This window comes from Caulobacter sp. UNC279MFTsu5.1 (assembly GCF_900114015.1).
Taxonomy (GTDB): Bacteria; Pseudomonadota; Alphaproteobacteria; order Caulobacterales; family Caulobacteraceae; genus Caulobacter.
In genome coordinates this window covers 1-21541 of record NZ_FORN01000020.1, presented here as the reverse complement: position 1 = coordinate 21541, position 21541 = coordinate 1, and the positions used below count along the sequence as shown (strand labels likewise).

22 protein-coding genes and 1 tRNA gene are annotated in these 21541 nt (G+C 68.5%); 14 read left to right on the top strand and 9 right to left on the bottom strand.

Features of this window, described 5'->3' with window-relative positions:
• Nucleotides 1-25: 25 nt before the first annotated feature.
• A complete protein-coding gene (locus tag BM066_RS12920) occupies nt 26-697 on the bottom strand; it encodes a spermidine synthase (protein ID WP_089928524.1) in 672 nt (223 codons plus the stop codon).
• A gap of 124 nt (nt 698-821) precedes the next feature.
• On the opposite strand from BM066_RS12920, the gene BM066_RS12915 reads away from it, so the two are divergent.
• From BM066_RS12915 to BM066_RS12895, 5 genes are all read left to right on the top strand, one after another.
• Nucleotides 822-1598, top strand: a complete 777-nt coding sequence (locus BM066_RS12915; RefSeq protein WP_089928522.1) for a class II aldolase/adducin family protein — start codon at nt 822-824, stop codon at nt 1596-1598.
• A gap of 107 nt (nt 1599-1705) precedes the next feature.
• Nucleotides 1706-2395: a hypothetical protein gene (locus BM066_RS12910; protein ID WP_089928520.1), complete on the top strand. Its 690-nt coding sequence runs from the start codon at nt 1706-1708 to the stop codon at nt 2393-2395.
• Between the two features lie 116 nt (nt 2396-2511).
• Nucleotides 2512-3651 (top strand): efflux RND transporter periplasmic adaptor subunit, encoded by a 1140-nt coding sequence (locus tag BM066_RS12905; RefSeq protein ID WP_089928519.1) that lies wholly within the window; start codon nt 2512-2514, stop codon nt 3649-3651.
• On the top strand, nt 3651-6794 hold the full coding sequence (locus BM066_RS12900) for an efflux RND transporter permease subunit (RefSeq protein WP_089928517.1): 3144 nt from the start codon (nt 3651-3653) through the stop codon (nt 6792-6794). The genes BM066_RS12905 and BM066_RS12900 overlap by 1 nt, the downstream gene beginning before the upstream one ends.
• A gap of 15 nt (nt 6795-6809) precedes the next feature.
• Nucleotides 6810-9170, top strand: a complete 2361-nt coding sequence (locus tag BM066_RS12895) for a transketolase (RefSeq protein WP_089928516.1) — start codon at nt 6810-6812, stop codon at nt 9168-9170.
• 9 nt (nt 9171-9179) lie between these two features.
• Here BM066_RS12895 and BM066_RS12890 read toward each other — a convergent pair whose 3' ends face one another.
• Together BM066_RS12890 and BM066_RS12885 are read right to left on the bottom strand one after the other, a co-directional pair.
• Nucleotides 9180-9533, bottom strand: coding sequence for a nuclear transport factor 2 family protein (locus BM066_RS12890; protein ID WP_089928514.1), 354 nt, complete (start codon nt 9531-9533; stop codon nt 9180-9182).
• Nucleotides 9534-9615: 82 nt separating this feature from the next.
• The gene (locus BM066_RS12885; RefSeq protein ID WP_089928512.1) at nt 9616-10131 is read right to left on the bottom strand and encodes a c-type cytochrome; all 516 of its coding nucleotides are present in this window, start codon (nt 10129-10131) and stop codon (nt 9616-9618) included.
• A 293-nt stretch (nt 10132-10424) separates the two neighbouring features.
• On the opposite strand from BM066_RS12885, the gene BM066_RS12880 reads away from it, so the two are divergent.
• The 3 genes from BM066_RS12880 (at nt 10425) to BM066_RS12870 (ending at nt 11969) form a co-directional block, all read left to right on the top strand.
• Complete coding sequence (locus BM066_RS12880) at nt 10425-10913, top strand: GcrA family cell cycle regulator (RefSeq protein WP_089928510.1); 489 nt, start codon at nt 10425-10427, stop codon at nt 10911-10913.
• A 35-nt stretch (nt 10914-10948) separates the two neighbouring features.
• A complete protein-coding gene (locus BM066_RS12875) occupies nt 10949-11182 on the top strand; it encodes a hypothetical protein (protein WP_089928508.1) in 234 nt (77 codons plus the stop codon).
• A gap of 262 nt (nt 11183-11444) precedes the next feature.
• Entirely contained in the window at nt 11445-11969 is a 525-nt protein-coding gene (locus BM066_RS12870) for a MarR family winged helix-turn-helix transcriptional regulator (protein WP_089928505.1), read from the top strand.
• 16 nt (nt 11970-11985) lie between these two features.
• Here the strand turns inward: BM066_RS12870 and arfB are convergent, their stop codons facing one another.
• Genes arfB through BM066_RS12855 form a run of 3 tightly spaced genes read right to left on the bottom strand, consistent with a single transcriptional unit; the run spans nt 11986 to nt 13783 of the window.
• Complete coding sequence (arfB, locus tag BM066_RS12865) at nt 11986-12408, bottom strand: alternative ribosome rescue aminoacyl-tRNA hydrolase ArfB (RefSeq protein WP_089928502.1); 423 nt, start codon at nt 12406-12408, stop codon at nt 11986-11988.
• Nucleotides 12405-12878: a YaiI/YqxD family protein gene (locus tag BM066_RS12860; protein WP_089928499.1), complete on the bottom strand. Its 474-nt coding sequence runs from the start codon at nt 12876-12878 to the stop codon at nt 12405-12407. The genes arfB and BM066_RS12860 overlap by 4 nt, the downstream gene beginning before the upstream one ends.
• Nucleotides 12875-13783, bottom strand: coding sequence for an alpha/beta hydrolase (locus tag BM066_RS12855; RefSeq protein ID WP_089928497.1), 909 nt, complete (start codon nt 13781-13783; stop codon nt 12875-12877). The genes BM066_RS12860 and BM066_RS12855 overlap by 4 nt, the downstream gene beginning before the upstream one ends.
• 482 nt (nt 13784-14265) lie before the next feature.
• Here BM066_RS12855 and BM066_RS12850 point away from each other — a divergent pair, with 482 nt between their 5' ends.
• Together BM066_RS12850 and BM066_RS12845 are read left to right on the top strand one after the other, a co-directional pair.
• Complete coding sequence (locus BM066_RS12850; RefSeq protein WP_089928494.1) at nt 14266-14445, top strand: hypothetical protein; 180 nt, start codon at nt 14266-14268, stop codon at nt 14443-14445.
• A gap of 153 nt (nt 14446-14598) precedes the next feature.
• Complete coding sequence (locus tag BM066_RS12845) at nt 14599-14823, top strand: hypothetical protein (RefSeq protein ID WP_089928491.1); 225 nt, start codon at nt 14599-14601, stop codon at nt 14821-14823.
• Between the two features lie 130 nt (nt 14824-14953).
• On the opposite strand, the gene BM066_RS12840 is transcribed toward BM066_RS12845, so the two are convergent.
• Nucleotides 14954-15028 (bottom strand) — tRNA-Thr (locus BM066_RS12840).
• 165 nt (nt 15029-15193) lie between these two features.
• Here BM066_RS12840 and BM066_RS12835 point away from each other — a divergent pair.
• The 3 genes from BM066_RS12835 to BM066_RS12825 all read left to right on the top strand — a co-directional run bounded on the left by BM066_RS12835 (nt 15194) and on the right by BM066_RS12825 (nt 18392).
• Nucleotides 15194-16483, top strand: a complete 1290-nt coding sequence (locus BM066_RS12835; protein WP_255367574.1) for a serine hydrolase domain-containing protein — start codon at nt 15194-15196, stop codon at nt 16481-16483.
• Between the two features lie 42 nt (nt 16484-16525).
• Nucleotides 16526-17488, top strand: a complete 963-nt coding sequence (locus BM066_RS12830; RefSeq protein WP_089928485.1) for a quinone oxidoreductase family protein — start codon at nt 16526-16528, stop codon at nt 17486-17488.
• A gap of 136 nt (nt 17489-17624) precedes the next feature.
• Nucleotides 17625-18392: an SDR family oxidoreductase gene (locus tag BM066_RS12825; RefSeq protein WP_089928627.1), complete on the top strand. Its 768-nt coding sequence runs from the start codon at nt 17625-17627 to the stop codon at nt 18390-18392.
• Here the strand turns inward: BM066_RS12825 and BM066_RS12820 are convergent.
• Together BM066_RS12820 and BM066_RS12815 are read right to left on the bottom strand one after the other, a co-directional pair.
• Nucleotides 18389-19240 carry an arginyltransferase gene (locus BM066_RS12820; protein WP_028041271.1) on the bottom strand — a complete coding sequence of 284 codons (852 nt, stop codon included), beginning with the start codon at nt 19238-19240 and terminating at the stop codon, nt 18389-18391. The two genes, BM066_RS12825 and BM066_RS12820, sit on opposite strands and share 4 nt — an antisense overlap.
• A gap of 124 nt (nt 19241-19364) precedes the next feature.
• Nucleotides 19365-20264 (bottom strand): flagellar motor protein MotB, encoded by a 900-nt coding sequence (locus BM066_RS12815; protein WP_089928481.1) that lies wholly within the window; start codon nt 20262-20264, stop codon nt 19365-19367.
• Nucleotides 20265-20380: 116 nt separating this feature from the next.
• On the opposite strand from BM066_RS12815, the gene BM066_RS12810 reads away from it, so the two are divergent.
• Entirely contained in the window at nt 20381-21235 is an 855-nt protein-coding gene (locus BM066_RS12810; protein WP_089928478.1) for an NAD(P)-dependent oxidoreductase, read from the top strand.
• Nucleotides 21236-21541 lie beyond the last annotated feature (306 nt).

Genomic DNA, 21541 nt, shown 5'->3' with positions numbered 1-21541 from the left:
TTTCCTCGTCTCATTCCAAGCCGCTCTATCCCCTGACCGCCATCCAGATCACATGCCGCGCGCCGCGTCCCTTGTGGGCGCGGACGCCGATCTCTTCCACCGCGAATCCCGCGCGTTTCAGGCGCTGGGTGAAGGCGGTGTCGCGGGTCGAGGACCAGACCTCCAGCACGCCGCCCGAACGCAAGGCGCGCTTGGCGGCGGCCAGGCCGGCCGGGCTGTAGAGGCCGTCGTTTTCCTTGCGGCTGAGGCCGCCGGGACCGTTGTCGACGTCCAGCAGGATGGCGTCGAAGGCTGCGTCGCCGGCGCGGATCGGCTCGCCGACATCGCCCAGGTGGATGCTGACGCGGGGATCGTCGAGGCTGGCGCCATGAAGTTCGCCCAGCGGTCCGCGCGCCCAGGCGACGACGCCAGGCACGAGCTCGGCGACGACGATCCTCGCATCAGCGCCGAAAGCGGCGAGGGCGGCGCGCAGGGTGAAGCCCATGCCCAGGCCGCCGATCAGCACCCGCGCCTTGGGACGCGCGCCGACCCGCTCGAAGGCCAGGGCGGCCATGGCCTCTTCCGAGCCGCTGAGCCGGCTGTTCATCAGCTCGATGCCGCCGGTCATGATCGAATATTCGGCCCCGCGCCGCATCAGCCGCAGGTCTTCACCGTCGCCGGGCACCTGGGCGGTGTCGAGATGCTGCCACGGGATCATGCGGAACTCGCTTGAGACTGATCGGAGGATAAGCGCGTGTCCCTCTCCCGAACGGCCGCTTGACGCAAGGACCGAGCGGCGCGACCCTCAAACCTAACAACGATAACCTACGGAGGATCCGCTCATGGCCGACGGTGCATCGCCCATCGCCGCGTCGCTCAGGGACAAGGTCAGCGAGGCCGAATGGAAGGCCCGCGTCGATCTGGCCGCGCTCTATCGCCTGGTCGCCGTCCACGGCTGGGACGACATGATCTTCACCCATATCTCGGCCCGCATTCCGGGGCCGGAGCACCACTTCCTGATCAACCCCTACGGAATGTTCTTCGGCGAGATGACCGCTTCGTGCCTGGTCAAGGTCGACCTGGACGGCAACCTCATCGACAAGACGCCGTACTTCATCAATCCGGCCGGCTTCACGATCCATTCGGCGATCCACGCCGCCCGCGAGGACGCCCATTTCGTCATGCACCTCCACACCGACCAGGGCGTCGGAGTGTCGGCCAACAAGGAAGGTCTGCTGCCGCTTTCGCAGCAGTCGTTAATTGTCTTGCCTCAACTCGCCTATCACGACTATGAAGGCATTGCGCTCAACCTTGACGAACGGGAACGCCTGGTGGCCGACCTCGGCGAGAAAAAGCTGATGATGCTGCGCAACCACGGGACCTTGTCCGTGGGAACGACGGCGGCCGAATGCTGGCTGGGCATGTTCTTCCTGGAGCGGGCCTGCGCCCAGCAGGTAATGGCCCTGAGCGCGGGTCGCGAGAACGTGCTCGATGCGCCGGAAACCGCCCAGGCCGAGGTCCGCAGCCAGACCGGCATGGGCATGGGCATGATCGCCGGCCTGGCTTGGCCCGGCTGCCTGCGCAAACTCGACCGGGAGTCCCCCGGCTACGCCGATTGACGCCGAAACGGCGAAAATGCAGCGCCGCCGCGATCTTCGGGGTCGCGGCGGCTTTCTTTTGCGCGCTATGCGGCGTCTCCGATCTCGCCTGGGCCGGCGCTTGGCCGATGAAGGACGGCGAGGGGCTGGCCATCCTCAAGTATGAGAGCCAGAAGGCCGAGACCGGGTTCGATCCGGACGGCGTGGAGGTGGCGATCGCGCCGCATCGCGACCAGACCTTGTCGCTCTATGCCGAATACGGCCTGACCGGCCGTTTGACCTTGCAGTCCAAGGTGGCGGCGACTCGCGGCCATGACGATTTCGTCGATTACGAGGGCCTGGGCGCCGTCGAGCTGGGTCTGAGGTACGCGTTGCTGCACACGGATCGATCAGCGGTCAGCCTTTATCTGGGCGCCGCTCGGGACGGGGTGGGACGCAATGCGGGCTATGCGGCGCCGGGGCAGGGCGACGCGGACCTGGAGGCGCGCCTGCTGGCGGGGACCTCGGGCCGGTGGCGCGCCATGCAGGGCTTCGCCGAACTGCAGGTGGCCCGCCTCAAGCGCAGCGGCCTGGCCGACGAGACGCGGGTCGACGCCACGGCGGGCCTAAGACCCTCGCCCCGCTGGCTGTTGATGGTCCAGACCTATGCCGGCCAGGCGGATTCTCACCCCGTCAGATCACGCTGGTGCAAGAGCGAGATATCCCTGACGCGCGATCTTGGCGCCTGGAGCGTGCAGGCCGGATGGCGTCAGGCGGTGCTAGGACGCGAGACGCCCGCCGACCGCGGGCCCGTCCTGGCCGTGTGGCGGCGATTCTGATATTTCAGAACTGTAATATTTGGTCATCCGTGTGTCACTGGACGCAGGCTAGGGCTGGCGGTTATGAGCCGCGATGTACTAGCTGAGCCGTTCTTTCCCGGCGCTCGGAGCTTTTCGTGATCCGCAGACACTTCTTCCTCGTCGCGGCCGTCGTCGCTGTGCTGCTGATGCTGGTGGCCGGCGGCGTAAAACTGGCCTTTGGCGGCAAGGCGTCGGGGCAGGGCGGCCCCGGCGGCGGTCGCGCGACACCGGTGTCGCAGGTCATCGCCCAGCCACGCGCCTTCACGGACCGGATCGAAGTGCTCGGCGTCGCCAAGGGCCGTCAGTCGGTCACCTTGACCTCGAACACGGCCGAACTGATCACCGCCGTCCATTTCAGCGACGGGCAGGCGGTCTCCAAGGGGCAGGTGCTGGTCGAGCTGAAGGCTGACCAGGAAGCCGCCGGCATCGCCGAGGCCCAGGCTCAGCTGGCCCAGGCAGAACGCGAATATACGCGCTGGAAGACCCTGGCCGATCGTGGCGTCGCTCCGCGCGCCTCGGCCGAGCAGTACATGGCCGCCCGCGACACCGCCCGCGCCGCCCTGGCGTCGGCCAGCGCCCAGAAGCTGGACAAGGTGATCCGCGCCCCGTTCTCCGGCCGGGTGGGTATTTCGGACATCGCCCCGGGCGCGCTGATCAGCCCCGGAACGGCCATCGTCAGCCTGGACGACGTTTCGCTGATCCGCGTCGACTTCTCGGTGCCCGACCGTTACCTGCCGATCCTCCGCGAGGGCCTGACCATCACCGCCAAGCCCGATGCTTTGCCGGGCGAGATGTTCACCGGCCGCATCGCCCAGATCGACACGCGCATTGATCCGGCCACCCGCGCCCTGAAAGCCCGGGCCGAATTTCCCAACGCCGACGGTCGGCTCAAGCCCGGCATGCTGATCAAGGTCGGCATCGACCAGGGGCGCCACCAGGGCGTGGCCGTGCCCGAGGCCGCCGTTCAGTTCGAAGGCTCCCAGGCCTCGGTGTTCTTGATCACCAAGGGACCCAAGGGCCTGGTCGCCCGCCGCGCCTCGGTGCAGACCGGGATTAGCGCGGACGGCTTCATCGAAATCACCTCGGGCCTGAAAGCAGGCGACAAGATCGTCGGCGACGGTCTCAACCGCGTGCAGGACGGCGCGCCGGTCAATGTCGGCGGTGGAAAGCCCCAAGGGGGGGCTCAGGGCGGGACCCAAGCCGGTCAGGGTGATCGCAAGCAGAAGGCCGGCTGATGCTTTCCGACCTTTCCGTTCGCCGCCCGGTTTTCGCCGCGGTCGCCGCGATCATCCTCTGCGTCATCGGCCTGGCCGCCTTCAAGAGCCTGCCAATCCGCGAACTGCCGAGCGTCGATCCGCCCGTGGTGTCGATCTCGACGGCCTATCGCGGCGCCTCGGCCGAGGTCATCGAGGAGCGGATCACCCAGATCATCGAGCGCCAGGTCGCCGGGATCCAGGGCATCGACCGCGTCAACAGCTCCTCGCGCGACGGTCGTTCGCAGATCACCATCACCTTCACCCTGGACCGCGATCTCGATGCGGCCGCCAACGACGTGCGCGACGCGGTCAGCCGGGTGGCGGCGAACCTGCCCGACCAGGCCGACCCGCCGCAGATCGCCAAGGCCAACGCCGATAGCTCGCCGATCATCGTCCTGAACCTGACCTCCAGCACGCTCAGCACCTTGGAGCTGGCCGACTACGCCGACCGCTATCTGGTCGAACGGATGTCGACGATCCCCGGCGTGGCCCAGGCCAACCTCTATGGCGCGCCGCTCTACGCCATGCGCATCTGGCTGGACGCCGACGCCATGGCCGCGCGCGGCGTGACGGTCGACGATGTCGAGAACGCGCTGAACGCCCAGAACGTGGAACTGCCCGCCGGCGCGCTGGAAGGCGCCACCAAGGACTTCACCATCCGCGTCAGCCGCGCCTATTCCAAGCCCGAGGACTTCCTGAAGCTGCCCCTGCGCGGCGGCGACGCCAGCGGCTTCGTGGTCCGGCTGGGCGACGTGGCGCGGGTCGAGGAGGGCGCGGACGAACGTCGCAAGCTGTTCCGCGGCAACGGCGTCAACCAGGTCGGCATCGCCCTGACCCGTCAGTCGCAGGCCAATGACGTGGCGATCTCGGAAGCGGTCCGCAAGGAAGTCGAGACGATCAACCAGACGCTTCCGGCCGGGACAAAGATGATCGTGGCGATCGACAACTCGGTGTTCACCGCCGAGGCGATCCACGAGGTGTGGATCACCATGGGCATCTCGATCGCCCTGGTGGCCCTGGTCAACCTGCTGTTCCTGGGCAGCTGGCGCTCGGCCCTGATCCCGTCGATCGTCGCGCCGATCTGCATCCTGTCGACCTTCATCGTCCTGGCCCCGCTGGGCTTCTCGCTGAACCTGCTGACCCTCCTGGCCCTGGTGCTGGCTGTCGGCCTGGTGGTCGACGACGCCATCGTCGTGGTCGAGAACATCCAGCGCCGCGTCGACGAGGGCGAGCCGCCGACCGTGGCGGCCCTGCGCGGCACCCGCCAGGTGTTCTTCGCGGTCGTGGCCACCACCATCGTGCTGATCTCGGTGTTCGCGCCGCTGATGTTCCTGCCCGGCTATATCGGCCGGCTGTTCGTCGAGCTGGCCGTGGCCATCGCCGCCGCCGTGGGCTTCTCGGCGCTTCTGGCTTTGAGCCTGTCGCCGATGATGGCGTCCAAGCTGCTCAAGCCGGCCAGCACCAACTGGCTGTCGCGCCAGGTCGACCGGGCCATGGATGCGCTGAAGGACAGCTATCGCCACTCGCTGGAAGGCTTGCTGGGAAAGGGCTCGGCCACCCTGGTCACCGGCTTGTCGGTGCTGGTCCTGGCGGTGTGCGCCGGCGGCCTGTTCGCCGTGCTGCCGCAGGAGCTGGTGCCCGCCGAGGACCGCGGCCGCGTCGACGTGTCGATCAACGGCCCCGAGGGCAGCGGCTTCGACGCGACCGTGAAGGTCGCCGACCGGATCGAGAAGATCCTCGACCAGTATCGCCGCGACGGCGTGGCCGAGCGCACGATCATCACCGTGCCGCGCTTTGGCCAGAACCAGTTCAACACCGGCAACGCGGTCATCGCGCTCAAGCCCTGGGGCGAGCGCGACAAGTCGGCCGACCAGGTCGCCGCCGAACTCAACAAGAGCCTGTCGAGGATCACCAGCGTCCGGGCCGTGGCCTCGGTGCGCGGCGCCTTCCAGCGCGGCGGGGGCGGCGGCGGGGGGGGCGGAACCAACGTCGACCTGATCGCGGTCGGCAACGACTACGTCCAGCTGGCCAACTGGCTCAAGCCCATCCTCAGCGCCTCCCAGGCCAATCCGGGCCTGTCGCGGCCGCGCCTCGACTACGAGCCGACCGCGCCGCGCCTGTCGGTGCAGATCGACCGCGACAAGGCCGCGACCCTGGGCGTTTCGGCCCAGTCGATCGGCCGGGCGCTGGAAACCATGTTCGGCTCGCGCCAGGTGACGACCTACATCAAGAGCGGCCAGGAATACGACGTCATCCTGCAGACGGCGCTGGAGCAGCGCCGAGGCATCGAGGACCTCAACCGCCTGCAGGTGCGGACCCTGTCGGGCGCCCTGGTGCCGCTGTCGACCGTGGTCACCACCGAGCTGCGCGGCGACACGCCCGACCGCCCGCGCGTCGACCGTCTGCGATCGGTGACCCTGACGACCCAGCTGAATCCCGGCTATACGGTCGCCGACGCGGTCAAGTTCTTCCAGGACCAGGCCGCCGCCCATCCCACGCCCGGCGTCAGCGTCAAGTGGGGCGGCCAGGCCAAGGACTATCTGGAAGCCTCCGGCGCGGTGGGCCTGGCGTTCGGCCTGGCGCTGTTGCTGGTGTTCCTGGTGCTGGCGGCGCAGTTCGAGAGCTGGATCCACCCGGCCGTGATCATGCTGACCGTGCCGCTGGCGGCCCTGGGCGGCCTGTTCGGCCTGCTGATGACCGGCTCGACGATCAACACCTACAGCCAGATCGGCCTGATCATCCTGGTCGGCATCGCCGCCAAGAACGGGATCCTGATCGTCGAGTTCGCCAACCAGCTACGCGACGAGGGGCTGAAGGTTCGCGAGGCGGTGATCGAGGCGGCGGCCCTGCGCCTGCGCCCGATCATCATGACCTCGATCTCGGCCGCCATGGGCGCCCTGCCGCTGATGCTGTGGGCCGGCGCCGGCGCGGGCAGCCGCAAGACGATCGGGGCGGTGATCTTCACCGGCGCGATCTTCGCGACCCTGCTGACGCTGTTCGTGGTGCCGGTGTTCTACAACCTGCTGGCCCGTTTCACGAAGTCTCCGGAGTGGACTTCGCGGCAGATCGAGGACTATGAAGCCCGCGAGAAGAGCGGAGAGGGGCACGCCTCACCCGCCTGAACCGGGTGAGGAAGCATGGCTGAAGCCATTCTGGCGGCGAAGCGGCAGGAGCTTGCGCTCCTGCGTCGCATCGAAGAACGCATTCTCTGGCTGGCATCGTGGACGATCCACAACGCCAACCATCTGCGTGAAAGCCGCGATGGGCTGAAGGTCGGCGGCCACCAGGCGTCCTGCGCCTCGATGACCACCCTGATGACGGCGCTCTACATGAAGGCGCTGCGGCCGCAGGACCGCGTCGCTGTCAAGCCGCACGCCAGCCCGGTGTTCCACGCCATCCAGCACCTGTTCGGCCGCCAGAGCCTGGAGAAGCTGAAGGCCTTCCGCGCCCTGGGCGGCGCCCAGTCCTACCCCTCGCGGACAAAGGACACCGACGACGTCGACTTTTCGACCGGCTCGGTCGGCCTGGGCGTGGCCATGACCGCCTTCGCCTCGCTGACCCAGGACTACCTGGCGGCGCGCGGCGCGGTGAAGCCCGAGCGGATGGGGCGGATGATCTCGCTGCTGGGCGACGCCGAGTTGGACGAGGGCAACATCTACGAGGCCCTGATCGAGGCCTGCAAGCACGACATCCGCAACACCTGGTGGATCGTCGACTACAATCGCCAGAGCCTGGACGCGACCACTCAGGACCGGATGTTCACCCGGTACGGCGAGATCTTCGAGGCCGCCGGCTGGACGGTGGAGACGCTGAAATGGTCCAGGCGCCAGCGCGAAGCCTTCGCCAAGCCCGGAGGCGCGGCGCTGCGGCAATGGATCGAGACCGCCCCCAACGACCTCTACGCGGCGCTCAGCTACCAAGGCGGCGCGGCCTGGCGCGAGCGGCTGAACACCGATCTGGCCGGCGACGCCGACGCCCTGAAGCTGATCGCGGCCTACAAGGATGTCGATCTCGGCGAACTGATGACCGAGCTGGGCGGCCACTGCATGGAGACCATCCTGGAGGCCTTCGAACGGGCCAGCCAGGACGACGCGCCTCGGTTCTTCATCGCCTACACGGTCAAGGGCCTGCGCCTGCCGTTCCAGGGCCACAAGGACAACCATGCCGGCCTGATGACCGAGGCCCAGATCGCCGAGCTGCGCGCGCGGCTGGGCGTGGTCGAGGGCGAGGAGTGGGACGCGTTCTCGGGTCTGTCGGCGGCCGAGCATACGGCGCTGAAGGGCTTGGTCGCGCGCGCGCCCTTCGCCGCCAATGTCGAGCGCGATCATGTCGCGCCGGCCATTGTCATTCCCACCGCCGACGAACTGCTGGCTCCCCTCGCCGGCGCCGGGGGCGGCGAGCAGTCCACCCAGGCGGCGTTCGGCAAGGTGATGTTCGAGATCGCCCGTCGCGACGACGAGTTCGCCGGCCGGGTGGTGACGACATCGCCGGACGTCACGGTCTCGACCAATCTCGGCGGCTTCGTGAACCGTCGGGGCGTGTTCCAGCGGCGGGCGCACGAGGACGTCTTCAAGCGCCGGCGGATCCCCTCGGCCCAGGTGTGGTCCAAGGCCGAGACCGGCCAGCATGTCGAACTGGGCATCGCCGAGAACAATCTGTTCATCGCCCTGGCGGCTCTGGGCCTGACCGCGCCGTTGTTCGGTGAGCGACTGTTCCCGGTCGGCACGCTCTACGACCCCTTCATCGCCCGCGGCCTCGATGCGCTGAACTACGCCTGCTACCAGGACGCCCGCTTCCTGCTGGTCGCCACGCCGTCGGGTCTGACGCTCGCCCCTGAAGGCGGCGCGCACCAGTCGATCGGTTCGCCGCTGATCGGCATGAGCCAGCCGGGCCTGGACAGCTATGAGCCGGCCTTCGCCGACGAGACGGCGGTGCTGATGGCCCACGCCTTTGGCCAGATCCAGGCCGAGCACGGAGCCTCGACCTATCTGCGGCTGTCGACCCGGGTGATCGCCCAGCCGGAGCGCGCGGACGACGCCTGGCGTCAGGGCGTGGTCGACGGCGCCTATTGGCTGCGTCCGCCGGCGCCCGGCGCGCGCCTGACTATCGCCTATGCCGGCGCTTTGGCCCCGGAGGCGCTGGCGGCGTTCGAGGCGGTGCTGGAGGACGAGCCGGGCGCCGGCCTGCTGGCGGTGACCTCGGCCGACGTCCTGCATCGTGACTGGACCGCCGCCGGCCGTTCGCGCTGGACCAACGGCGGGCCGCGCGTCTCGACCATCGAAACGCTGCTGGCGCCGCTGTCCCGTGACGCGGGCCTGGTGACGGTGATCGACGGCGCGCCCCCGACCCTGTCCTGGCTGGGCTCCGTGCGCGGCATGCGGCTGCGGGCGCTGGGGCTGGAGGCGTTCGGCCAGTCGGGCGACCTGCCCGACCTCTACGCCAAGCACCGCCTGGACGCCGATGCGATCCTCGACGCCTGCGCCGATTTGTTGTTGTAGGCCGGCGGCCTACAGCCCGTGCACGATCGTCATGCGGCGGATCAGGCCGTCCTCGAAGCTGAAGCGCAGGCGCACCTGGGTGTCCGACCACAGCCCGCCCTGGGCGTCGCGGACGGCGTACTGCACGTGGACGATCGCCTGATCCTCGCCGACCGGCGTGATGTCGATGATCCGGGCGTCGGCTCGCATCAAGGCGAACTGACGGCGGAAATAGTCGACCACCGTCTGGCGGCCGTGCAGCGCGCCGCCGTCCAGCAGGTCGGGCCATTCGACTTGGGCATGGAAGGCCTGACCCAGGCCCTCGAGATCCCGCGCGTTGAAGGCGTCATAGACCTGGACCAGCAGGCGGCGGCGGGCGGGCATCGGCTAGCCGATCCAGCCAGAGTCGCGTCCGCCTTCGGCGTTCCAGGTCTTGGTCGGCGGAAAGGGCGACTCCATCATCCGATCAGCTCCCGGGTTTGTAGCCCGTCTCGACCTTAAGATAGGCGATCAGGTCGACGCGGTCCTTGGGATCGTGCAGGCCCGCGAAGGTCATCTTGGTCCCCGGCATGAAGCCGCGTGGATTGTCCAGCCACTTGTCGAGGTGCTCGGCGTCCCAATCGAAGCCGGCGCTCGCGACGACGGGCGAATATTTGTAGTCGGGCTTGCTGCCCGCCTTGCGCCCGAACACGCCATAGAGATTGGGACCGGTCATGTTCGGTCCGTTTTCGGTAATCGTGTGGCAGGACCGGCAGAGGGCGAACTTGCTCTGGCCGTTCATCAGGTCGCCGGTGTTGTACGGCGCGGGGAGGGCGGCCAGCAGGGCCTGCTTCTCCGCGTCGGTCGGCGCGGGAGCGGGCGCGGCGTCCGCCGACGGCGTCGAACTCGCCGATCCGCTGTCGGAGCCCCCCGCGCCGGGCTTCGAGCAACCGGCCAAAAGGACACAAACGACCGCCGCGGCGGCGACGTGAAACTGACGCATGTACTGATCCCTGACTGACATTATGCCGCAAGCTGTGCGGCGCGGCGCCGCATTCATTTTCTGGCCCAACTGTGGGTTTCGCATCCAATATATAACGTCGTTATCCGGTCAAGGTCTCGCCACGTTTCAAAGAACGCCCTGCGACAACGCGCGTTATCCCACAGAATGTAAAAGCAAAATGCCCGATTACAAACCGTGGGTATGCACATAAAAAATTGACCAGAATTAACCATAAACGTACCCAGGAAGGCGCCGGAGGGGCTGCTCCGGCGACCGGGTAGGAAAATAACATCATGGACTGGAACGAAGAGCGCACCGCCACGCTTCGCAAGCTGTGGCTCGAGGGCATGAGCGCCAGCCAAGTGGCGCGCCAACTTGGGGGCGTCAGCCGCAGCGCGGTGATCGGCAAGGTGCACCGTCTGGGCATCACCGTCCGCGACGTCCCCGTCCGTCAGCGCACGGCGGTGCGGACCGCCGTTCGAGCCCAGCCCCGCGCCCGCGTGGTCGGCGAGGCGGCTCCCGCCCAACGCTCGGCTCTTCGCCTGCTTGAGATCGCCGAGATGGCGCCGACCGCGGACATCCTGGGCCTGGAGACCCATTCCTGCCGCTGGCCGATCGGCAATCCTGACTCCCACGACTTCGGCTTCTGCGGTCGCGAGAAGACCGCCCGCGGCTCCTACTGCGACGATCACGCCCGCGGCGCCTTCCGCAAGCTGGTCTCGCCGTCCGAGGTCAAGGCCTGGGCCCGCCAGCCGGCCGCCCTCGAGTTTCACACCGCCTGACGCCCAGCGCCGAACCCAAGCACCAGGACACCCCCATGAACATGGTCTTGATCGAAAACACCGCCGGCAGCAGCCAGGTGATCACCATCATCGAAGAGTTCGCCGGCCATTCGGTGTCGCGCGACCTCAATCCCGGCGAGCACACCCGCATCCCCGTCGGGCAGTTCAAGTCGATCGTGGTGCGCGAGACCTATCCCGACGACTGGTTGAGCCGGGCCCGCGCGCGCAACGCCACGATCCCGGACGCGATCGCCAGCTACGCCGCCTGATCCGACAACTAGACCCTTCCAAGGGTGAGAAAATGCACGGCCCCCGCGAACCTGTTCGCGGGGGCCGTCTCGTCTGGAACCGTATGGTTAGCGTGACGTTAGCCACGATCGAACAATGTTCGCCGTCGTTCACGCCAAGCGGACCGGCGCGGCGTTTCAAATGCATGCAGATGCGCGCACCCGCGCGTGAACAAGCGGAGCCGTGATTGTGTATGGCTTCCGCGTGTGACATGAAGGCGCGCCATTTGGCGTGGGGGGAACCATGTCAGAGCAGGAACAAGGGGAGGACCGCGGTTTGCCGTTGCCGACCTATGTCAGCTATCTGATGTACCAGACCGAGCAGCACCGGCGCGCCCTGGCGGCCGACTGCATCGCGCAGCACGGCTTGAGCTTCGCCAAGTGGGTGGCGCTGGCGTCGCTGGCGCGGTTCGGCGAGTGCTCGATGACGCGCCTGGCGCGGCTGTCGGCCGCCGACCGCACGACCTTGACCCGTTCGATAGACGGCCTGATCCGCGACGGCCTGGTCGAGCGCGGAACCCAGGCCTCGGACCGTCGCAAGGTGGTGGTTCGCCTGACCGTGGAAGGCCGGGAAATCCTGGGACGGATCCGCGAGGACATCCACCCGATCAACCAGGAAGTCTGCGCCGAGCTCACGGAGGAGGAGCAGGCCAACCTCGCGACCTATCTCCAGAAGATCCTCGGCGGATTGATCACCGAGCCAGAGTGGAAGCACGAGGTGCTGTCGTATGGACCCACCCCGGTGGAGCCGATCTGGAATTGGGGCTAGGCGACCAGCCCCCGGTTTAATCGTCGCCCTTCGGACGGCCGCGCAACGCCTTGACGCCAGCCCGCTTGCCTTTGGTCTCCAGCCGCTTGAGCTTGCTGGAATAGGTGGGCTTGGTCGGACGACGGGGCTTGGGCTTCTCCGTCGCGCGGCGGAGAAGCTCGACCAGCCGGTCGCGGGCCTCCTGGCGGTTCATCTCCTGAGACCGGCTGCCCTGGGCGAACAGGACGAGCACGCCGTCCTGGGTCAGCCGACTGCCGGCCAAGGCCTCCAGCCGCGTCTTCACGTCCTCGGGCAGGGTGGGGGAGTTGCGCACGTCGAAGCGCAGCTCGATCGCCGTGCTGGTCTTGTTGACATGCTGCCCGCCGGGACCCGATGCGCGCGCGGCCTTCTCGACGATCTCGTCGTCCTCGATCCGCAGCCACGAGGTGATCTCGATCATCGGACCACGCGCCTGGCCTTGACCACCGCGGTGTCCAGCGCCTGCAGGAACTTGGAGCGATCGGCGGGTCCGAAGGCCTTGGGACCGCTGGTGGTTTCGCCCATCGAGCGCAGGTGCTCGCCGATCATTCGCGAGGCCAGGGCCGAACCGATGGTGTCGACGGTGAACAGGCGACCCGTCGTGCCCAGCGCCTGGCCGCCGGCCTTCAGCACCCGGTCGGCCAGCGGAATGTCGTTGGTGATCACCACGTCGCCGGGGCCGGCCCGCTCGGCGATCCAGTCGTCGGCGACGTCGGGACCGGCGTCGACCACGATCTGCTCGATCGCGGGCGTCAGCGGGACGCGGATCCAGCTGTTGGAGACCACGAAGGTCTTGAGGCCATAGCGGGCGGCGACCTTGTAGACTTCGTCCTTCACCGGGCAGGCGTCGGCGTCGATGTAGAGGGTCGTTTTATGAGGGACGGAGGTCATGCGCCGTCTCGTAGCGCCTTCCCCAGCCGCTCGCCAAGCGCCGCGACGGCCTCGACCGCCACGGGCAGCACATGGGTGAAGTTGACGAAGCCGTGGGCCTGGCCCGGATAGGCCTTCAGTTCGACGGGCACGCCCGCCGCCTCCAGGGCCTTGGCGTAGGCCACCGCGTCCGGGTGGACGGGGTCGAGCAGGGCGCCGCTGACCAGGAAGGTCGGCGGCGTGGCCGGGCCGACGGCGTCCAGCAGGGAAGGCGCGCGGGCGTCGGCCAGCTGAGCGTTGATGTAGGCGACGGCCAGCCGACCGATCAGCCGGGCGTCCCGCAGCAGGGTCTGGGCCCAGATCTCGTCGTCCAGATGGACCAGCGGATAGAACAGGCCCTGGGCCTTCACCGCCCTGGTCTGGCGGGCGTTGGCCTCGCTCGCCACCGTGGCGGCCAGATAGGCCCCGGCGCTATCGCCGGCCACCGCTAGGCGATCGACGTCGATCCCCAGGTCGGCGGCTTGGTCCAGCATCCAGGCGAAGGCCGCCCGGGCGTCCTCGATCTGCGAAGGAAAGGGATGCTCGGGCGCCAGGCCGTAGGCCGCCGACAGGACGCGGACCCCAGCGGCGTCGGCCAGGCGCTGGCAGAGGGCGTCGTGGGTCTCGATGTCCGAGATCACGAAGCCGCCGCCGTGGAAGAACAGGACCGCCGGACCCACCACGGCGGCGTGCAGAGGCACATAGAGTCGGGCGGCGCGCTTTCCGCTGGCGGCCGGATAGTCGAGGTTGCGGATCTGGGCCAGGCGCGGAAGCTTGCGGTCACGATGGGCGACGGCGAAGCGCACGGCCCGACGGACCCGTTCCAGGCCGAAGCGATGGGCGCCGGCCACGCGTTCGGCGAAGACGCTGGTCAGGGGCGCGTTCATCGGTCTTCACCTTGGCCGTCGAGCGGTGGGAGGCTTAGCCGGCCCGGGGCAGACTGTCCATGTCGGCGCCCGGCGAGGTCGAATCAACCCGTGGCGGGACTGATCCGCGGCGTTCGGTTCACTCCTCGATCCAAACGCCGTCGCCCAGGGTTTGGGCGCCGATCGCCCGGATGCTTGCTTTGCGTGCAGCCGGGCGTTCTCCACAGCTTCACCGCAGGAGGCGACGCCCTTGCCCTTGATTGGCCATCCCGCCGCACTAGTTATCAACCCGTGGAGCCGCCCTTGGCGCTCCTGCCCTTCCTGGGCGTTTCCTCCCTAATGACTGCCCGGCCTTCGCGCCGGGCATTTTTTTGGCCGTTTCACGACCTGCGCGGTCGCGCGGTCCGACGGCCTCGAAACACGCCGCAACATCGCGACAACACGGTGGTGGGACGGTGCGTGCGACCGCCCTCGGTCGCAGCCTCCAGGAGGATGAGACGCACATGACTTTCGCCAAACTGTTCGGAACCGCCACCCTCGCCGTCGCGGCCTTGAGCCTGGCCGCCGCGGCGCCCGCCTCGGCGCACGGCCGTGATCCGCATCACCGTCATGAGCACAAGGTCTGCAAGTGGGAGCGCCATCACGGCCACAGGCAGAAGGTCTGCCGCTGGGTGCGCAACTAGGGCCTGGCCTGATCCGGGCGGGACGGGCGCCCGGATGCTCCTGTCAGCCATAGTTTGATCGACGCGCCCCGGCGCGCGCCGTAAACTCGGACTTCAAGCCACTTGGCCGCCGGCGAACCGGCGGCCCCTGAAGACCGGGTACGGAGACCGAGTATGGACAAGGCCGAAATCAATCGCGTTGTCGAGCGACACAAGGCCGAGCAGGAGGCCCTCGATCAGCGCCTGGAAGCCCTGCGCAGCGGCAAGCTGCAGGTCGGTGCGCGCACCGAGGACGGCGAGGTTCAGGACGAGACCCCCGTCCACATCAGCGAACTGGAACGGCTGCGTCAGTGGTTGGCGGAGAACATCGCCCGCTACGAGGCGCTGCTGGGCGCCTAGCGCGGCTTCTCTAGGTCCTGCAGGCCGTCAGCGGCCGGTCGATCGTCACATCCCGCGACGGTGGCCACTTGGCTAGCCCTTCGGTCCCTTGGCGGGGCGGTGGCTTCCTTTGGGGCCGCAGGGGAAGGTGTGGTGCCGGTTGAGGGGATTGAACCCCCGACCTTCGGTTTACAAAACCGCTGCTCTACCGCTGAGCTAAACCGGCCCGGTCCGCCGGAGCCCGGCGGGGCGTTCTCCTTAGCCGCAACCGGCAGACCCGGGCAAGGCCGGTCGTCTCGCACATTGCCGTGTCGTCAAACCGAGCTAAGGTGACCTCAAACGATCGTTCGAGGGGTGGCGAGTGCGAATCCGGTTGACGATGGCGGCGGCGATGGCCGCCCTGGTTTTCGTCGGCGCGCCGGCATGGAGCGCGTCCAAGGCCGCGCCGGTTGCGAGCCTGACGGCCTCCGCGCCCGAAACGGCGGGCTTTTCGCCCGAACGTCTCGAGCGCCTGGACGCCTACATGCAGGGCCTGGTCGACCAGGGCCACCTGCCGGGCGCGATCACCCTGGTCGCGCGCCACGGCAAGATCGTCAGCTACGAAACCTTCGGCAAGACGGCGATCGACGGCGCGCCGATGACCAAGGACACGATCTTCCGGATCTATTCCCAGACCAAGCCGGTGACTGGCGTGGCCATGATGATCCTGTTCGAGGAGGGCAAGTGGCGCCTCGACGATCCGGTCACCAAGTTCGTGCCCGAACTGGCCCATCTCCAGGTCTACAAGGGCCAGAACCCGGACGGGACCTTCATCACCGAGCCGGCGGCGCGGGCGCCGACCATGCGCGAGATCATGAGCCACACCGGCGGCTTCGCCTACGGCCTGCGCACGGACCAGCCGGTCGAGAAAGCCTATCGCGACAGCGGCCTGTTGGGCTCCAAGACCCAGGCGGAGTTCCTGACCACTCTGGCCAAGCTGCCGTTGGCCAGCCAGCCCGGGACGGAATGGCGCTACAGCGTCTCGGTCGACATCCAGGGGCTGATCGTCGAGCGGCTGTCGGGCATGAGCCTGGCCGATTTCATGAAGAGCCGGATCTTCGATCCGCTGAAGATGACCGACACCGCGTTCTGGGTGCCGCCCGACAAGCAGGGTCGCCTGGCCGCGCTCTATATTCCCGATCCCAAGACCCGCAAGCTGACCCTTGCCGACAACTTCATGGTGCTGGACGTCAGCAAGTCGCCGACGATCGCCTCGGGCGGGGGCGGCCTGGTCTCGACCACGGCCGACTACGCCCGGTTCGCCCAGATGCTGTTGAACGGCGGCGAGCTGGACGGGGCGCGCATCCTGTCGCCGGGCACGATCCGGCTGATGGCCTCCAATCATCTGAGCGACATCGTGATGGCCGCGCCCGGCGCTTCGTTCTCGTCCGCCAAGGGGGTGGGCTTCGGCCTCGACTTCGCGGTGGTCACCGACCCGGCCCGGGACGGCACGCTGCAGGGCGAGGGGACCTACAGCTGGGGCGGGGCGGCCGGGACGTGGTTCTGGATCGATCCCAAGAACGACCTCTTCATGCTCGGGATGATCCACATCCTGGCCCGGGAGATCGACCCGGCCCTGGCCAAGATCAACGATGACGCCGCCACCCTGGTCTATCAGGCCCTGGTCGATCCGGCGCAGTAACCGCCCCGCGAAGGGCCAAGAACAAAGCTTAGGGAGCCCGCCATGAAGGCCGCCGTCTATTATGAGACCGGTTCGCCGGACGTGCTGAAGTACGAGGACGTCGCCGATCCGCCTTGCTATCCCGGCGGCGTGGTCATCCGCGTCGAGGCGGTCAGCATCGAGGGCGGCGACACCCTCAATCGCGGCGGCGGGCCGATGGCCGGCAGTCCCCACATCGTCGGCTATCAGGCGGCCGGCGAGATCGTCGAGGTCGGCGCCGAGGTCACGCACCTGAGAGTCGGCCAGAAGGTGGTCACCGTGAACGCCTTCGGCTCGCACGCCGAGCTGCGCAGCGTGCCGGCCCGCAACGCCTGGCCGATCCCCGACGGATTCGACATCCAGAAGGCTTCGGCCATTCCGGTGCCGTTCGGTACGGCGCACGAATGCCTGTTCGGGGCCGGCCATCTGAAGACGGGCGAGACGGTGCTGGTCCAGGCCGGCGCCGGGGCCGTGGGCGTCGCCGCGATCCAGCTGGCCAAGCGGGCCGGCGCGACGGTGCTGGCCACCGCCTCCAGCGACGCCCGCCTGGAGCGCCTCAAGCCCTTCGGCCTGGACCACGGGATCAATTACGGCCGCGACGACGTGGTCGAGCAGGTGATGAAGCTGACCGGCGGCAAGGGCGTGGACCTGGTGGTCGATCCGGTCGGCGGCCCGACCCTGCAGGCCAGCATCCTGGCCCTGGGCTATCGCGGCCGCATCTCGCTGGTCGGCCAGGCCGGACGCGAGCCGACCAAGGTCGACGTGTCGTCGCTGATGGGCGGCAACCGTAGCCTGACCGGCGTCTTCCTGGGCGCGGAGATCACGACCGACCGGGTGCACGACATGATCCAGCAGCTGATCGACGAGGCCGCGCGTGGCGAGCTGCAGGTGCTGATCGACCGGACCTTCCCGCTGTCGGAAGCCGCCGCCGCCCACGCCTATATCGAAAGCCGTCAGGCCGTCGGCCGGGTGCTGCTGATCCCATGAGCGGCAACCGAGTTCCGGCCCATACGGTCAAGCCGGCGGCCCGGATCATCGACGAGACCGTCGCGCAGTTTTCCGACATCACCAGCGGCTGGGCGCGCCCCGCGCCGGCCGCCATTTCTGAAAGACCTGAACCATGATGCAGAACCTGTTTTCCCTGAAGGGCCGCGTGGCCCTGGTCACCGGCGGCTCGCGCGGCATCGGCAAGATGATCGCCGAGGGCTTCCTGACCTACGGCGCGCGCCGGGTCTATGTCTCGGCCCGCAAGGCCGCCGCCTGCGACGCGACCGCCGAGGAGCTGTCGGCGATCGGCGAGTGCGTCTCGCTGCCCGCCGACGTCTCGACCCTGGAGGGGATCAACGGCCTGGTGGCGCGGATCGCCGAACGCGAGGACAAGCTGGACATCCTGGTCAATAACGCCGGCGCGGCCTGGGGGGCGGCGTTCGACGAGTTCCCGGAGAGCGGCTGGGACAAGGTCGTGGACCTGAACATGAAGACGCCGTTCTTCCTGACCCAGGCGCTGATCGGCCACTTGCGGGCGGCCGGCAAGGACCACGTGGCCAAGGTGATCAACATCGCCTCGATCGACGGCCAGTCGGTGACCACGGACGAGACCTATCCCTATGGCGCGTCCAAGGCTGGCCTGCTGCACATGACCAAGCGCATGGCCCTGCGCCTGGCGGCCGACAACATCGCCGTCAGCTGCATCGCGCCGGGGGCCTTCGCCTCGGACATGAACAAGGTCGCCCGCGACCATGCCGACGCGGTGTCGCAGCGCATTCCCGCCGGCCGGATCGGCACGACCGAGGACATGGCGGGCGCGGCGATCTACCTGGCCTCGCGGGCCGGGGACTATGTGATGGGCTCGGCCGTCACCGTGGACGGCGGGGTGAGCTTCGCGCGCTAGGGCTTGCCCGGGCTGGGGAAGCCCCCCAGCTCGGCCGGCTCGGCGTCGCTGAGCTCGACCCCGGCGTTGGAGCCGCAGCCGACCGGCTTGGGCGGACGGGCGCCGCGTTCGCGGGCCGACATCAGGGCCCAACCGCCGGGCTTGAGGATCTCCAGCGGCGAGAAGCGGGCCTTGTAGGCCATCTTCTCGCTGCCAGGCACCCAGTAGCCCAGATAGACGTAGGGCAGGCCGTTCAGCTGGGCCTGCAGGATATGGTCCAGGATGATGAACGAGCCCAGGCTGCGCTTGGTCAGGCTGGGATCGTAGAAGCTGTAGACCAGCGACAGGCCGTCGGCGAGCACGTCGACCAGCACGCAGGCGATCAGGTCGCCGGGGCCGCGGTCCTGCGGGCGCAGGCGGTATTCGATCAGGTGGGTGCGGACCGCCGTGTCCTCGACCATGGCCACGTAGTCGGGCCAGGTCATCTCGGCCATGCCGCCGTCGGCATGGCGGGTCAGCAGGTAGCGGCGCAGCAGCTCGAACTGCTCCAGCGTGGCCTCGGCCTCGACCAGGTGGCGCTCCAGGTCGGTGTTGCGGGTCAGGACCTTGCGTTCCGACCGCGAGAAGACGTAGTCGGCGGCCGGGGCGCGGGCCGACTGGCAGGCGCGGCAGGTCTCGCAGGCGGGCCGGTAGGCGATGTTCTGCGAGCGGCGGAAGCCGACCTGGGTCAGGCTGTCATTGACGGTGGGGCCGTCGGACAGCGGCAGGTGGGCGAAGACCTTGCGCTCCTCGCGGCCGGGCAGGTAGGGGCAAGGCGTGGGCGCCGTGAGGAAGAAGCGCAGCTGTCGCGTCGGGAAATGCTGCGTCACGGAAAGCGTCCGATCCCTCTAGTGGCCTAACCCGCGATACCGGGCCGATAAGGGATTAGGCGGCATCCGCGGCGGTTGCGCAAGCTCTGCGACGCCGCCGAGCGTCATCGCGCCGCAGGTCGCCTCAGAGGCCATCGGGAAGCACCGGCTTCTCGCGCAGCAGCACGATCGAGATGCGGCGGTTGCCGGCCAGGGTGGGATCGTCCGCGTACAGCGGCTCGGAATTGGCCTTGCCCGAGACCTGGTAGATGCGGTCCTCGTCGACCCCGGCCCCGCGCAGCACCTGGCGCGAGGCGTCGGCGCGCTCGGCCGACAGGGCCCAGTCGCTGTCGGCGCGCTTGCCCGCGGCGCTGGCGCTGGTGTGGCCCGAGATGGTGATGCGGTTGGGCAGCTGGTTGATCACCTTGGCCACGGCGCGCAGCAGGATGCGGGCGCGGTCGTTGGGCTCGCGCGAGTTCTCCTTGAACATCGAGCGGCCGTCCTGGTCGATCAGCTGGATGCGCAGGCCCTCGGGGGTCTGGTCGATCATGATCTGCTTGGACAGCTCGGCCAGTTCCGGCATGTCCTGCAGCGACTGGCGCAGCGACTGGGCGGCCGAGGCGAAGCTGTCCTGCTCCTTCTTGGCCAGGGCGTCGCGCAGGGCCTGCTCGCTGGCGGAGTCGAGGCTGGCCGAGGTCGAGCTCTGGCCGTCCTTGTCGGTTTCGGTGGGAGCCTCGGGAGCCATCTGCTGGATGACCGACATCTTGCCGTCGGCCTTGGCGCCGTCGTCGCCCAGCGATGTGCCGCCCAGGATGCCGCCCGAGCCGCTGGTGCTGGACGAGATCGAGGCCGGGGCGAAATAGTCGGCGATGCCCTGCTTCTGCTCGGGGCTGGTGGTGTTCAGCAGCCACATCAGCAGGAAGAAGGCCATCATCGCGGTCACGAAGTCGGCATAGGCGACCTTCCAGGCGCCGCCGTGGTGACCCCCGCCGACGACCTTCTTGACCTTCTTGATGACGATCGGCTGTTCGCCGCTGACGGCCATTGCGCTTAAGCCTGCTTAACCCTGTTCGATCGAACCTGACGGGTGGACGTTAAAATGCCGTTGCGATCGGGGCCGCGAAGGGCGATGGACGGCCGCTGCCAAAAGGAGTTTCGCGGATGAAGACGGCGTTTATCGGCCTGGGCGTGATGGGCTTTCCGATGGCCGGCCACCTGCGGGCCGCGGGCCACGCGGTGACCGTGTTCAACCGCAGTCCCGACAAGGCCGCGCGCTGGGTCGAGACGCACGGCGGCGCCAGCAAGCCGACCATCGCCGAAGCGGTGGCGGGCGCCGAGCTGGCGTGCCTGTGCGTGGGCAATGACGACGACGTGCGCGACGTCGTGGCGCAGGCGCTGCCGGCCATGGCGGAGGGCGGGGTGATCGTCGACCACACGACCACCTCGGCGACGGTGGCCCGCGAGATGGACGCCGCGGCGCGCGCGCTCGGCCGCTGGTTCGTCGACGCCCCGGTGTCGGGCGGCCAGGCCGGGGCGGAGGCCGGCCAGCTGACGATTATGGCCGGCGGCGACGAAGCCGCCTACGCCCGGGTCGAGCCGGTGCTGGCGGCCTACGCCAAGGCCATTCGCCGGATGGGACCGTCGGGCGCGGGCCAGCTGACCAAGATGTGCAACCAGATCGCCATCGCCGGCGTGGTCCAGGGCGTGGCCGAGGCGCTGCATTTCGCCAAGCGCGCCGGCCTGCCGACCGACGACGTGCTGGCCGCCATCTCCAAGGGCGCGGCCCAGTCGTGGCAGATGGAGAACCGCTGGAAGACCATGTCGGAGGGCCGGTTCGACTTCGGCTTCGCGGTGGACTGGATGCGCAAGGACCTGGGCATCGCCCTGGCCGAGGCGGCCGCCAACGGCGCCAACCTGCAGGCCACAGCGCTGATCGACGGCTTCTACGGCGAGGTGCAGGCGATGGGTGGTCATCGGTGGGACACCTCCAGCCTCGTGGCGCGGTTGGAGAAGTAGGGGGCGCATGTCACTTGCCCCCTACGGGTCGCTTCGCGGTCGTCTTCCCCCAGAGGGGGAAGAGCGCTCCGCCCCCTGTGGGGGCGGACAGACCGCGAAGCGGTCAGGTGGGGGCAAGTGCTCGCGGGCACAGTCTCTCGTCCTCACGCGGATCACCGCTGAGCTATCGGAAAGGGTCGCGGAGCGCCGGACGCCGTCCGGAGTGTTTGAGTAGTAACCGTTTCGACGAAGCCCGAACGCTCCGCGCGACCGTTATCCGCAAGGCCGGGGCGCGCGGGCCTTTTCCGCCCTTCACCCCACCCGGTG